Origin of the sequence: Rhodoflexus caldus, from assembly GCF_021206925.1 — a bacterium.
GTDB lineage: Bacteria > Bacteroidota > Bacteroidia > Cytophagales > Thermoflexibacteraceae > Rhodoflexus > Rhodoflexus caldus.
The window spans coordinates 98,120-110,663 of record NZ_JAJPRF010000007.1; the positions used below are offsets into that span (position 1 = coordinate 98,120).

Here is a 12,544-nt window from a genome sequence, read left to right on the forward strand (position 1 = left end):
CTGTCTGCACATGCTGCAAATCTTGTGCTTCATTGTAAAAAAGCCGATTTGTCGCCAAATTTGAGCACTTGAAGCTAATCACATTAAAACACCTGCACGCCTATGCCTTCTTTTGACATTGTTAATAAGATTGACCACCAATTACTGGATAACGCTATCAACACCGCCCGCAAGGAAATTGCCACGCGCTACGACCTGAAAGACAGCAAAACCGAAATTACGCTTGACAAAAAGACGCTGCACATCACCATCGTTACCGATAATGAAATGAGTCTCAAATCGGTTATCAAAGTAATCATTGAACGCATGGTGAAGCAAAATCTGGATGCCAAATGCTTAGACTTCGGCAAAGCAGAGTATGCATCGGGCAATATGGTGCGCAAAGATATCAGCGTGAAAGAAGGCATTGAAAAAGATATTGCCAAAAAAATAGTCAAAGACATCAAAGACTCAGGGCTGAAAGTACAAGCCAGCATCATGGATGAAACCGTGCGCGTAACAGGCAAGAAAATAGATGATTTACAGGAAGTTATCGCCCTGATGCGTCAAAAAGATTACAATATCCCGCTCCAATTTGTGAACATGAAGCGGGATTAGTATTGTCTGAAATCAAATATTGATAAATTTGCGGTGGAATCGGAGTGTAGCGCAGTCCGGTTAGCGCGCCACGTTCGGGACGTGGAGGCCGGAGGTTCGAATCCTCTCACTCCGACAACTTATTTTACAGGCACCGAAAACGTTACCCGCACAGGCATATGGTCGCTGATAGCACGCTGTGCAGCAGGGTCGTCTTTCAACAAACCGCCAATAACGGCTTCTTCACGCCTTACCAAGTGCTGCATGGCCTTGTTTACCAGAATATAATCAAATCGGCGTTCGGGCTTGTCTGCTGTGTGCGTAAATACGGTTTTACCCTGCCAAGGGTCATTCCACCGCAGCGGATTATCCTTGCGCAACAATTCCGCCATTTCACGGCTACCGTCCAATGAGTTAAAATCTCCTGCAAAAACCATCGGCAGGCGTTTGTTGCGTTTGCGCAACTGCCGCAACTGATACTGAATGGCCTGAATTTGCCCTAACCGCGTAGCGATGTCTTCCTCCGTGCGACCTGCTTTCAAGTGCACACCTGTCAGCAAGAAGGCATAGTCGGGACGGATAAAAATTTCCTGCGCAACCACACGGGAATTGACATTAATTTGGGTGCGGGGCTGACCGTCTTTGTTTTTAATGCCCGGCACAGGGGTGTAAAGACTGCGGAAACTGTAAGTCATCCCCATTGGGTAGCGACTCATTATCACCACGTTCATGTACCAGTCGGGGCTTTCCGAACCTGCAAAAAACTGATAGCCCATATCGGCAAGGTGCTCGCGGGCAATCTGACGCAGAAAGGCAATGCTCTCAAACTCCTGCAAAACGACAATGTCGGCATCGGCTTCGCGAAGGGCTTTTACCAACATCGCAACTTTTTGCTTTACTTCCTCCTGTGCTTTGGCATCTTTTACATCTTCGCGCTCGTTGCGGATGTAGGGGTTGTCAAAAGCATCTACAAAGTGCTCTACGTTCCAGTTCAGAATGGTAAACGTATTCTTTTGAGGAAACTGATAATTTTCGGGGAGTGCCATACCTCGCTCGCTTATGCTTTGCGCATTGACGCGCAGTGCAAGCGTAAACAAGCACAGCCCCAACAACAAGAATTTTTTCATCAGCATGTGTAATTTTGATTGATTAATTTGTAACTAAGCAACGCACAATATCATGCGCACGAATTTTTTTACAGATAATACAGTGTTCAGCAGATTTTCAAATCCGTATTCCGAAATCCCAAATCCGAAATCAGAATGCTGCTTATCTGATTATTTATTGGCCTGCAAGCGGGCAAACTCTTTGGCAAAATAGGTCAGAATTGCCGTTGCACCCGCACGTCGGATGCTGAGCAAACATTCTTTCATTGCCCGCTCGCCGTCTATCCAACCGTTAGCTGCTGCGGCTTTAATCATAGCATACTCGCCGCTGACGTTGTAGGCTGCAATCGGTAAATCAAAATTATCTTTCAGCAAACGGATGATGTCCAAATAAGCTAAGGCAGGCTTTACCATCAGAAAGTCAGCGCCTTCGGCTGCGTCTAATGTGGCTTCCAGCAGTGCCTCGCGGGCGTTGGCAGGGTCCATCTGATAGGTTTTTTTATCGCCTGAACGGGGGGCAGAGTCCAACGCATCGCGGAAAGGGCCGTAGAACGCGCTGGCGTACTTTGCCGTGTAGCTCATGATAGACACATTGGTAAATCCTTGATTATCAAGCATTTCACGGATGTATTGCACGCGTCCGTCCATCATGTCGGAAGGTCCTAAAATATCGCTGCCTGCCTGTGCTTGCGCAATTGCCATTTTGGCAAGAATTTCCAGCGTGGCATCGTTGATAATTTCGCCGTTTTCTACCAGCCCGTCGTGCCCGTCGGAGCTGTACGGGTCCATGGCTACGTCCGTAATCAGCACCGCCTCGGGGAAACGCTCTTTTATCAGACGAATAGTGCGGAGGTATAAATTATCCTCGCGCCAACTTTCGGAAGCAAATTTATCTTTGAGGCTGTCCTCAATGTGCGGGAAAGGAGCAAAAACTTTCAGCCCAAGGGCAAGACACTCTTCTATTTCGCGCAGCGCCGCATCGGGCGAAAGGCGAAAAATGCCGGGCATAGATTTGATGGGCACTTGCAAGCCGCTGCCTTCGGTGAGAAACAACGGGTAGATGAGGTTGTCGGTCTCTACGCGGGTTTCCTGCACCATGCGGCGGATAGGTTCGGACTTGCGGTTTCTTCTGGGACGATGTAACATGAACGGTAGGTTTGTTGGCTGCAAAAATACACCGCACCTCTCGGATTTGGGATTTGAGCCTGTGGATTTGTAGTTTTGTTAATGCAAGCAATGTAAAACCGCACAGGTTATTATGTTGCGATTGGTAACATCAGCACTTAATCATATACAAAATGAGAACACTCACAACCCTTCTCTTATTGTTCTGTTTTGCCACAGCAGCCACCGCCCAAAAAAAAGGACGCTGGGAAAATCTATCTTCCTTAGATGCTTGGCGCAACTTTAAAAGCCCGACCGTCAACGAACAGTGGAAGCCAATCCCGAAAGGTTTTATGCTTGCAGGCAAAGGCGGCGGCGACATCATCACCAAAAACCAATACGAAAATTTTGAACTGCATTTGGAATGGAAAATTTCCGTCAATGGCAACAGCGGCATTTTTTTCCATGTGGTAGAAAATGATGACGTGAAGTATGTGTGGCAATCCGGTCCGGAAATGCAGATTCTGGACAACGACGGACACCCCGACGGCAAAATCAAAACGCACCGCGCAGGCGATAACTACGACTTGCAATCCTGTACCGTAGAAACCGTTAAGCCGCCCGGGCAGTGGAACAAAGTCAAGCTCATTGTCAATAAAGGCAAAGTGGAGCATTGGCTCAACGGCGTAAAAGTAGTTGAATATCAGTTAGGAAGCCCCGAATGGGAGGAACTCTACAAGAAAAGCAAGTTTAAAGATATGCCGCTCTACGGCAAAGGCGGCAAGGGGCACATTGCCTTGCAAGACCACGGCGACCAAGTATGGTTCCGCAATATCCGCATCCGCAGCCTGTAACGCGCATGGAGTTTCGCACCGAACTTACCGTTCCGCCTTCGGACAAAGCCATTACGCACAAGAGCCGCCTGCTGACGGTCGGCTCTTGTTTTGCCGATGAGGTCGGGCAACGGCTCGCCGACAATAAATTTCAGGTGCTCGTCAATCCTTTCGGGACAATTTTTAACCCCGTGAGCCTCTTTGAGTTATTGGAAAAATCGTTGAGCGGCGAACCTCTGCGCACCATGCCCGTTGAGCGCGACGGGCTTTTTTTTCATTACGGGCTGCACAGTCGCTATTTTGCCGAAAGTCCCGAAGCCATTAACCAACTTGTGCGAAGGCAAATGCAACAAACCGCCGATTTTTTGCAAGCACCTGCCAACTCGGACAAGTGGCTGATTATCACGCTCGGAACAGCATGGATTTATGAATTGGCAGAAAGCGGCGTTCCCGTAGCCAATTGCCACAAAATACCTGCAAAGAATTTCCGCAAACGGCTGCTGCAAACCGAAGAAATTATCGGTGCTTTTGAAAAAATGTTTGTTACCTTGCCCAAAAACTGCCACATTATTCTGACAGTCAGCCCCGTGCGGCATATCAAGGATACGTTGCCGCTTAATACAGTAAGTAAGTCTGTTTTGCGGCTGGCTGTGCATCAAATCACTGAAAAGTTTCCTCAAACAGGCTATTTCCCTGCTTATGAGCTGCTTTTAGACGACCTGCGCGACTACCGCTTTTATGCCGCCGACATGCTGCACCCGTCCGAACAGGCAGTTGATTACATTTTTGACAAATTCGCTTCGGCATATTTCCGCCTGCCTACCTTGCAACTCATGCAACGCTGGCAGAAAATCAGGCAGGGGTTGGCGCATCGCCCGCTGCAGGCCAACAGTGCATCGCATCGTCGCTTTTTGGAAGATTTGTCGCAAAAATTAGCCGAAATTGCACCGCATTTAGATGTAAGCGAGGAAATGGCAGAACTGCAAGAGCAATTGAATACCTTATAAGCTCATTACCAGCCACGCCGCCAGCCATACCAACAACATGTAAAACGCTACCACAGGCGCGTTGATTTGCATGATGCGTGCCTCTTCTATTTCGTCAGGAACGATAGACTTGACCATCAGAATATTTTGCAGCGAAATGGCATTTCCCACGGCACTGCCCGAGTGAAGTACGGCCAAGGCAAGCATCATCCACAATTGCCCCGCAAGCAAGTGTTTCAGCCCTCCCGCAAAAAGCAAATTGCCCATGGTGGCGCTGCCTGTAATAAAACTACCCATTACCCCCGAAATACCCGGAAAAACGAGCAATGCCATCCACGGATGCTGCGGCGTAAGTTCAGCATATGCTGCCGCCATATCTGTGCGGATGAGTTGGGTAAACAGCACCAGCAATAATATGCTGAACAAAGTCATGCGCATTTTGCCGACTGTTTGTTGCCATGCATGTAAAAAACCTTTGCGTGCGCCTTGTTTAACGGCGATTGCCTGATAAATTATTCCGGCAAGAATAAACAACAGACCGGGCTGAAAGGCTGAAAATTTTTTCCCGCCTTCCAACCACTGCCAACCGATGGGTTTGAACAACCAACTTGCAGGAATCAGCAAGGCAATGAACAACAAGTAAGGCCAAAAACTTTGCCACCAGAGCAGGGCAGGCGGTTTGGCTTCTTTGGGCATGGCCAGCGCAACAAATGCAAACAGGCCGATACTGCCTGCCAATACAGTAGGCAGTTCCACGCTGATGCGGCTGCCGACTAAATAAGGAATCAGGAAGCAGACACCTGCTGCCAGCAACGTTTGCAGTTCGCTGCGCCACGACAGGCTGATTCCTTCTGTTTGGGTGTAAAGCCATGCCAGCACAAAAGGCATGGCCAGAATGGGCAACGCATTCAGCAAAACAGTGTACTGCACTACTGCATCTGCGGGAGATATTACACCTATGCCGATGCGCAAAGCTGTTGCCAGTGCGCCAAAAGTTACGGAGGCCGTATTGGCCGCCAGCGGAATAATCACACAAGTAAGCGGCCGAAACCCGAAACTGTACAGCAGCGGAGCGACCAGCATCGCAGGAATACCGAAACCTGCAATGCCTTCCATCAAACTACCCAGAAACCAGCCAAACAGCAACACCACAGGCAGACCCGTACCCGAAGCACCTATTTTTTGATGAAAGGTTTCCATTTGCCGCTGTCGGTGCAGCAAGTTGTAAAAAAGGTATGCCCCGAAAATCAGTAAACCAAGTTCTGCCCAAACAAACAGGGTATCTGCCGCCGCGGGAAACAAAGAGGCTACTCCTTTTGCCCGCACATGGGCAATGCCGAGAAACAACACACCCGCAAGCGCCCCCATCCACAAGCGGCGCAATATAAAAATGCCGCCGAGCAGCAACAGGAGCGCCAGCAGCGTGAAAATCAGCGATTGGGACATGATTAAAAAGATGCAACAGCCGAAAGATACAAAACGAAAGACTATATTTGATACCGGTCAAATTGTCATTATGGAAAACTACCGTTCTCTATTCAGTATTGCCGATGAGGTGCATTATCTGAATTGTGCCTACATGTCGCCCATGCCCAATGCCGTATCTGTTGCGGGTATGAAAGGCCTTCTGCGCAAAGCAGAGCCTTACAAAATCAGTCAGGCAGATTTTTTTACGGATGTAGAAAAAGTACGTCATGCGTTTGCCAACCTTATAGGAAGCAGCGAGCCGCAGCGTGTCGCCGTCATCCCTTCGGTTTCTTATGGCATTGCCACGGTTGCGCGCAACCTGCCTTGCGAAGCAGGCGATGAAATCATAGTGGCTCACGAACAATTCCCCAGCAATATTTATGCATGGCAGGTGCTTGCCAAAGAGCGACAGCTGACCATCAAAACCATTGCACCACCCAAAACCTTGCACAATCGGGGCGCATTGTGGAATGAAGCTATTTTAAAGGCGATTACCGATAAAACTGCATTGGTTGCTTTGCCACACTTTCATTGGGCAGACGGCACACGCTTTGAGTTAGCAGCAATCGCCGATAAGGTACATCGCCACGGGGGAGTGCTGGTAATAGACGGTACACAAAGCATCGGTGCATATCCGTTTGACCTGCGCGAAATTCATGCGGATGCCGTTATTGCGGCCTCTTACAAGTGGATGATGGGGCCTTATGGCATCGGTGCAGCTTGGTTCGGCCCTGTTTTTGACAACGGCAGACCGCTGGAAGAGTCATGGATGGGGCGGCTAAACAGCGAAGATTTCAGTCGCTTAGTGGACTACCAACCGGCCTATCAGCCCGGTGCCGTGCGCTACGATGTAGGCGAAAAAAGCAACTTTATCCTGATTCCCATGTTCTTGGAAGCCTTACACCTGATACAGGAATGGGGAACGGCACAAATACAATCTCACTGCCGTCAATTGACCGCACCGCTCATTGATTTTTTGACAGCAGCAGGCTGTTACACCGAAGACCCTCACTGGCGCAGCGAGCACCTGTTAGGCGTTCGTTTTCCGCAAACGGTAGCCATGGAGCGCGTACGTGAAGAACTTGGCCGCCGACATGTGCTGGTGTCTTATAGAGGCGATGCCATGCGCATTTCACCGCACCTGTACAACACGCCGGCAGATATAGAAGCCCTGACAGAAGGTCTGAAAGCAGCATTTGCATAATTTCCGTTTACCATACAGCAACCCTGACCCTATGATGACAAACATACAAGACATATTTCGGTACATCCTGTTTATCAGTTGCTTATGGGTAGCCCTCCCGACGGCAGCACAAAAAAAAGTCAAGCAAAAGCCCGTACAGCTACTGAAAGCAGCCCCTATTTTCGGCGATAATATGGTGTTGCAGCGTGGTAAAAAAATCCCGATATGGGGCAAGGGAGTGCCCGGGCAGCCCGTCAGCATACAAATAGGCAACCGCAGTTGGAAAAGCAGGGCAGACAAACAAAGCGGCATCTGGTACATTGAATTAGACAGCCTGCCCGTTGGCAGCAATTACAGCCTGATGATTACACAGCCCCAACAGGATGCCCTTCTGTTTAAAAACGTAGCCGTTGGTGAGGTCTGGCTCTGTTCCGGTCAGTCCAATATGGAGTGGCCGGTTAGGCTGAGCAACAATGCCGATGCAGAGGCCGCCGCTGCCGATTTCCCGCTGATTCGCCATGTAAAAGTTATGCGCCGCGCCTCCCTTGTATTAGAAGACAGCTTGGCCGTCGGTAAATGGGAGGCCGCAACACCGCAAACTGTGCCGCATTTTTCGGCAGTGGCATATTTTTTTGCCCGCCATCTGTACGATTCGCTCAAAGTACCCATTGGTCTGATAAACAGCAGTTGGGGCGGCACACAGGTAGAGTCATGGACAAGCCGCACAAGCCTTGCCACACTGCCCGATATTGCCTCAGAATTAGCCCGCGTTCCTGCCGTCGGAAATGCTTTGGCCGATTCGGTGATACAGCGAAACCCCAACCGCTACCCTTCAATTTTGTACAATGCCATGATTTACCCGCTGAAACGCTATGCACTGCGCGGTGTGATATGGTATCAGGGGGAAACCAATGCCGTGCGTGCGGTGCAATATGCCCGAACTTTTCCCTTACTCATTAAAGACTGGCGCAAACAATGGGGCGAAGAACTGCCTTTTCTGTTTGTGCAATTAGCCAACTGGAAAGCGGCAGGCGGCAACAGCCAAAACGGTGGCAGCGAATGGGCAGAACTGCGCGAGGCACAACAAGCGGCACTGCAATTGCCCCAAACCGCAATGGTTGTAACCATAGACATAGGCGACTCGGAAGATATTCACCCCCGCAACAAGCAGGATGTAGGCAAGCGTTTAGCCTTGCAGGCACTGCATCTGGTTTACAAACGCAACATAGCCTCTGCGCACCCTGTCTTTGCAGAAAAAGTGATGGAAGATGAAACCTTGATACTGTATTTCAAGAATACCTACGGCAAACTGGCAGTAAAAAACGACCGCTATGGCTATGTGCGGGGGTTTGAGCTCGCAGGAAAAGACGGCATATTTTACCCTGCGCAGGCGCGCATTGTCGGCAACGACCGCATCATTGTTTCATGTGCGCAGGTAGGCCGCCCCGAGTATGTGCGCTATGCTTGGGCCGACGACCCCGCCGATGCCAATGTGTACAATGCCATCGGGCTGCCCTTGGCTCCCTTCCGCACCGACAACCTACCCGAAAAAACGGCCGACAAACGGTTTAAGGTGGAGTAAACAAACCGATATTTCGGAAGGCGGATTGGTTCGGATGTAAACATCAGCGAAAAAACCGTGTCATTCGCAACAATCCGCGTACTTATTCACCCACTCTGCCCCGCCTAATCTCCCAAGCTAATTCCTATGCCGCGGGCGGTTTGGATGAGGTAGGAGTCGGGCGTTACGCCGTTGTAGCGGGCAGTGGCTTCTTCCAGCGTTACGGTAGTGATGGTATTGTTTCGGTAACTCACCATTCGCCCAAATTCGCCGGCCAGCACCATTTCAAAGGCTTTTACGCCAAACTGTGTGGCCAGTACGCGGTCGAAGGCGATGGGTGTGCCGCCGCGCTGGATGTGCCCCAAAACGGTTTCCCTGATATCGGCAGTGCATCCGGCGGCTTTGAGTTGTGCAGAAAGTTGATAGGCTACTCCTCCCAAGCGCACGTTCTCATAACCTGCTTCGGTGGCTGCACGGGCAGTTACAGTGCCGTCTTTGGGTTTGGCTCCTTCGGAAATGACGATGTGTGCAAACCCGCGCCCGTTATCAAAACGGCTGTTCAGGCGCTCGGTAATTTTTTGTATGTCATACGGAATTTCGGGGATGAGACACACCTCTGCACCGCCTGCAATGGCCGTATGCAAGGCAATCCATCCCGCATCGCGCCCCATCACCTCCATAATCATCACGCGGTGGTGGCTTTCGGCAGTGGTTACGAGTTTGTCAAAACATTCGGTGGCTATTTGAACCGCCGTTTGAAAGCCAAAAGTGTAATCGGTGGCCCCCAAGTCGTTGTCTATTGTTTTGGGTACACCAATCACAGGCACGCCCAAGTTGTGCAATGCCTTGCTGATGCGCTGCGAACCATCGCCACCAATACTGATAACAGCCTCAAACCCCTGATTTTTAAGCAATTGCACCAATTCCTGCGAGCGGTCAATGCCACTCCACGAGCCATCGGGATTTTTGACAGGCCAATTAAAGGGGCCTCCTTTGTTGGTAGTTTTGATAATTGTCCCACCCTTTACATGAATACCTGCCACTGCTTTGTTGTCCAATAAAACAAGCTCTTGCGGTTGTCGCAAAATGCCGTTGTAGGCTTCAATACTGCCCCAAACCTCCCATTCAGGCGTTTGCGATGCGCGCTTAACAATGGCACGGATAACGGCATTCAGGCCGGGGCAATCGCCTCCGCCGGTAAGTACGAGTACTTTCTTTTTCTCAGGCATGGCTTAACTATTCAGAAGAACCATGCCAATATACCTAATTTGACAGGAAGTAAAGAAAAAGCCATCCCCTATCCTTGGAAATGGCTTGCATTTTTTCGGTAAGTTGCTGCTGTTTAGCCGATGAAAAAGTAGTACGCATTGGCAAGTACCTGAGAGATAAGTGTGCCTGATGCAAGCGAGGCCATCAGACCGATAAACTCCCATTTGAGTACGGCAACCTTGTCTTCGTGCGAAACAAATACTTTAATGGCCGTAATGACTACATAGAGCAGGCACAAACTAATACCGATGATAGCAGTTTGGTTCATGCGCTGATTGATGCTTTGGTTAGACGTGGCAGCGCTGGAAATAATCTGCTGGTCGGTCATATCGGCAGGAATCCCTTTTTTCAGCAGTTCGGCAGTGAGAAATTCGTAGGTCGGGCCGACAGGATTGCCGTATTTTTCCTTGTTGCGGTTTTCGGCAGAAATTTTATTGATAGGATTGCCCTTGTCGCGCGTCAGTTGTTTCAGGTAGTTGCGTTCCAATACAGCCCATCGGGCAACCGCCTCGGGTGATTCCTGTGTTAATTTTTGTACCGATTTTTCATACAAAGCCGCTACATTAGCTTCATATTCGCTCCGTAGTGCGCCTTCATGCCACAGTACAATTCCTACATAGGCAATAAATCCCTGAATAATGAGATAGAGTAATTGTTTACCCGATAGAGTTTCGCTTTTCATCACAAAAAAGTTACGTAACAAAATTATGGAGTAAGCAGTAAATCTGGTGTAAGAGTTGCGACAAATTGCATAAAAATTAGGATTTTATGAACCTGAAAAGCCAATTGTTTGGTACGGTAATTATTTTACTGATGTGGTCGGGCGGCCAAGCAGCCGCACAGACCGGCAAAATAGTAGTAGAAATAAGCCACCTGCGCAGTGCCAACGGCAAGGTGCTGGCTGCCCTCTACAAAAGCGAAAAAGGGTTTATGAAAGACGAAAAATCGGCAATAGCAACGGCTCAGGTAAGTCTTTCAGGTAAGCAGGCACAAATTGTATTTGAAGTACCTTACGGGGAATACGCTTTTTCGCTGCTGCACGATGAAAACGGCAACGGAAAAATGGATACCAACATGCTGGGCATCCCCAAAGAAGGCTACGCTGCCTCCAACAACGCTAAAAATTCGCTGGGTGCACCCAAATATGCAGATGCAAAGTTTGTTTTAGACAAGCCCGAAATCAGACAGCAAATACAGATGATTTACTGGTAGCCGGGCAATTGACTGCACTACTTTGAATGAACGCCCAATAAAATCGCTATTGGGGGAACTCGGATTGAGGATTTATACAACAACGCCGGTGATTGGCAAAGATTTTCATGTAAATCATTGAAAAACAATGGCTTACACCTAACGAGTCTTAGATACCCGTCAGATGTGCGTATAATACCAATGAACACCGATTAAGCATTTGCTTGCTCCAAAAATCCCCCTAAACTTGCGTAAATGCTTATATACCAAACTTCATGTAAAAAAATATCACTCCTTTGCAACCTTCTTTCCGCAAACGGGGTCTTAATACCGAGCACAAACCTATTAAGGTCAAACTTACAACCTAACTTGCCATCCCCGCCGGTCGCGGGGATGTTTTGTATCGCAATTATCGCTTCGGCGTTCAGATATACATTAATCCTAATTATGTAGTTTGTTAGAAGATGTTGCTTTTGGCGACATCTTCTTTTTTTGGCTGCCTTTTTGCAGTTATTTTTGTGAACTCCGTGAAAATGACCAAAACTATTACTGCTCCCTGCTCATGCTCAAATGCGTAGTCATAGACGACGATGAACAATCGCGGAAGATTTTAGAGCATTTTATCGGCTTGACCAGTTTTCTGGACTGTACGGCTGTTTTTTCCTCCGGAACAGAGGCGCTGAGTTACCTCCTGCAATCTCCCGTGGATGTGTTGTACGTGGATATAGATATGCCCGGGCTGTCGGGTATTGAATTGGTTAAAGCACTGCCGCAACCGCCCGTAACCATTTTTACAACATCGCATACCAATTTCGCACTGGCAGCATTTGAGTTGGACGCTGCCGACTATTTGGTTAAACCCATTGATTTTGCTCGTTTTACGCGGTCGGCTGCCAAAATTTCGGAACGTATTCGCAACAAAACAGTCAATGAATCGGGCGACAGCGACGACTTTTTCGTTAAGGTCAATAACAAAATGGTGCGCCTGTCTGCCGCTGACATTTGGTTCATTGAGGGGCTTTCCGACTATGTGCTGATTCATACCGAACAGCGGCAGTATGTGGTAGATACCACGCTCAAATCCATTGAAGACAAACTGCCCGACGACCGTTTTGTCCGAGTGCATCGTTCCTACATTGTCAATATCAGCCGCATAGAAAGCATTGAGGACAACGAAATTATCATCAAAGGCAAAGAAATTCCCATCAGCCGCACCTATCAGCAAGACTTTTTCCGAAAAATCAGGAAGTTGTAGGCTGCCATATTAT

At 48.9% G+C, this 12,544-nt stretch carries 12 protein-coding genes and 1 tRNA gene; 8 read left to right on the forward strand and 5 right to left on the reverse strand.

The window, feature by feature from the left end; genetic code table 11:
- Positions 1 to 102: 102 nt before the first annotated feature.
- Both NDK19_RS09920 and NDK19_RS09925 read left to right on the forward strand, forming a co-directional pair.
- Complete coding sequence (locus NDK19_RS09920) at positions 103 to 597, forward strand: YajQ family cyclic di-GMP-binding protein (protein WP_250631720.1); 495 nt, start codon at positions 103 to 105, stop codon at positions 595 to 597.
- Positions 598 to 637: 40 nt separating this feature from the next.
- Positions 638 to 712 (forward strand) — tRNA-Pro (locus tag NDK19_RS09925).
- A gap of 4 nt (positions 713 to 716) precedes the next feature.
- On the opposite strand, the gene NDK19_RS09930 is transcribed toward NDK19_RS09925, so the two are convergent.
- Positions 717 to 1,703 carry an endonuclease/exonuclease/phosphatase family protein gene (locus tag NDK19_RS09930; protein ID WP_250631721.1) on the reverse strand — a complete coding sequence of 329 codons (987 nt, stop codon included), beginning with the start codon at positions 1,701 to 1,703 and terminating at the stop codon, positions 717 to 719.
- Between the two features lie 150 nt (positions 1,704 to 1,853).
- Complete coding sequence (gene hemB / locus NDK19_RS09935; RefSeq protein ID WP_250631722.1) at positions 1,854 to 2,828, reverse strand: porphobilinogen synthase; 975 nt, start codon at positions 2,826 to 2,828, stop codon at positions 1,854 to 1,856.
- A gap of 152 nt (positions 2,829 to 2,980) precedes the next feature.
- Between hemB and NDK19_RS09940 the strand changes: the two genes are divergently transcribed.
- Positions 2,981 to 3,640, forward strand: coding sequence for a 3-keto-disaccharide hydrolase (locus tag NDK19_RS09940; RefSeq protein ID WP_250631723.1), 660 nt, complete (start codon positions 2,981 to 2,983; stop codon positions 3,638 to 3,640).
- Positions 3,607 to 4,626: a GSCFA domain-containing protein gene (locus NDK19_RS09945; RefSeq protein WP_250631724.1), complete on the forward strand. Its 1,020-nt coding sequence runs from the start codon at positions 3,607 to 3,609 to the stop codon at positions 4,624 to 4,626. The genes NDK19_RS09940 and NDK19_RS09945 overlap by 34 nt, the downstream gene beginning before the upstream one ends.
- On the opposite strand, the gene NDK19_RS09950 is transcribed toward NDK19_RS09945, so the two are convergent.
- Positions 4,621 to 6,051: an L-lactate permease gene (locus tag NDK19_RS09950; protein ID WP_250631725.1), complete on the reverse strand. Its 1,431-nt coding sequence runs from the start codon at positions 6,049 to 6,051 to the stop codon at positions 4,621 to 4,623. The genes NDK19_RS09945 and NDK19_RS09950 overlap by 6 nt on opposite strands.
- Before the next feature lie 70 nt (positions 6,052 to 6,121).
- Between NDK19_RS09950 and NDK19_RS09955 the strand changes: the two genes are divergently transcribed.
- Together NDK19_RS09955 and NDK19_RS09960 are read left to right on the forward strand one after the other, a co-directional pair.
- The gene (locus NDK19_RS09955; RefSeq protein ID WP_250631726.1) at positions 6,122 to 7,276 is read left to right on the forward strand and encodes an aminotransferase class V-fold PLP-dependent enzyme; all 1,155 of its coding nucleotides are present in this window, start codon (positions 6,122 to 6,124) and stop codon (positions 7,274 to 7,276) included.
- Positions 7,277 to 7,307: 31 nt separating this feature from the next.
- Positions 7,308 to 8,837 carry a sialate O-acetylesterase gene (locus tag NDK19_RS09960; protein ID WP_250631727.1) on the forward strand — a complete coding sequence of 510 codons (1,530 nt, stop codon included), beginning with the start codon at positions 7,308 to 7,310 and terminating at the stop codon, positions 8,835 to 8,837.
- 104 nt (positions 8,838 to 8,941) lie between these two features.
- On the opposite strand, the gene NDK19_RS09965 is transcribed toward NDK19_RS09960, so the two are convergent.
- Positions 8,942 to 10,045, reverse strand: a complete 1,104-nt coding sequence (locus tag NDK19_RS09965; protein WP_250631728.1) for a 6-phosphofructokinase — start codon at positions 10,043 to 10,045, stop codon at positions 8,942 to 8,944.
- A 113-nt stretch (positions 10,046 to 10,158) separates the two neighbouring features.
- On the reverse strand, positions 10,159 to 10,767 hold the full coding sequence (locus NDK19_RS09970; RefSeq protein ID WP_250631729.1) for a hypothetical protein: 609 nt from the start codon (positions 10,765 to 10,767) through the stop codon (positions 10,159 to 10,161).
- Positions 10,768 to 10,853: 86 nt separating this feature from the next.
- Between NDK19_RS09970 and NDK19_RS09975 the strand changes: the two genes are divergently transcribed.
- Positions 10,854 to 11,297, forward strand: coding sequence for a DUF2141 domain-containing protein (locus tag NDK19_RS09975; protein ID WP_250631730.1), 444 nt, complete (start codon positions 10,854 to 10,856; stop codon positions 11,295 to 11,297).
- 541 nt (positions 11,298 to 11,838) lie between these two features.
- Complete coding sequence (locus NDK19_RS09980; RefSeq protein WP_250631731.1) at positions 11,839 to 12,531, forward strand: LytR/AlgR family response regulator transcription factor; 693 nt, start codon at positions 11,839 to 11,841, stop codon at positions 12,529 to 12,531.
- The last annotated feature ends 13 nt before the right edge of the window (positions 12,532 to 12,544 follow it).

What these genes read in the sequence shown, in the direction of transcription:
- NDK19_RS09955 (WP_250631726.1), top strand. Translation starts at nt 6,122, where the DNA reads ATGGAAAACTACCGTTCTCTATTCAGTATTGCCGATGAGGTGCATTAT.
- NDK19_RS09965 (WP_250631728.1), bottom strand. Translation starts at nt 10,045, where the DNA reads ATGCCTGAGAAAAAGAAAGTACTCGTACTTACCGGCGGAGGCGATTGC.
- NDK19_RS09970 (WP_250631729.1), bottom strand. Translation starts at nt 10,767, where the DNA reads ATGAAAAGCGAAACTCTATCGGGTAAACAATTACTCTATCTCATTATT.
- NDK19_RS09950 (WP_250631725.1), bottom strand. Translation starts at nt 6,051, where the DNA reads ATGTCCCAATCGCTGATTTTCACGCTGCTGGCGCTCCTGTTGCTGCTC.
- NDK19_RS09945 (WP_250631724.1), top strand. Translation starts at nt 3,607, where the DNA reads ATGGTTCCGCAATATCCGCATCCGCAGCCTGTAACGCGCATGGAGTTT.
- NDK19_RS09920 (WP_250631720.1), top strand. Translation starts at nt 103, where the DNA reads ATGCCTTCTTTTGACATTGTTAATAAGATTGACCACCAATTACTGGAT.
- NDK19_RS09960 (WP_250631727.1), top strand. Translation starts at nt 7,308, where the DNA reads ATGATGACAAACATACAAGACATATTTCGGTACATCCTGTTTATCAGT.
- NDK19_RS09940 (WP_250631723.1), top strand. Translation starts at nt 2,981, where the DNA reads ATGAGAACACTCACAACCCTTCTCTTATTGTTCTGTTTTGCCACAGCA.
- NDK19_RS09980 (WP_250631731.1), top strand. Translation starts at nt 11,839, where the DNA reads ATGCTCAAATGCGTAGTCATAGACGACGATGAACAATCGCGGAAGATT.
- NDK19_RS09930 (WP_250631721.1), bottom strand. Translation starts at nt 1,703, where the DNA reads ATGAAAAAATTCTTGTTGTTGGGGCTGTGCTTGTTTACGCTTGCACTG.
- hemB (WP_250631722.1), bottom strand. Translation starts at nt 2,828, where the DNA reads ATGTTACATCGTCCCAGAAGAAACCGCAAGTCCGAACCTATCCGCCGC.
- NDK19_RS09975 (WP_250631730.1), top strand. Translation starts at nt 10,854, where the DNA reads ATGAACCTGAAAAGCCAATTGTTTGGTACGGTAATTATTTTACTGATG.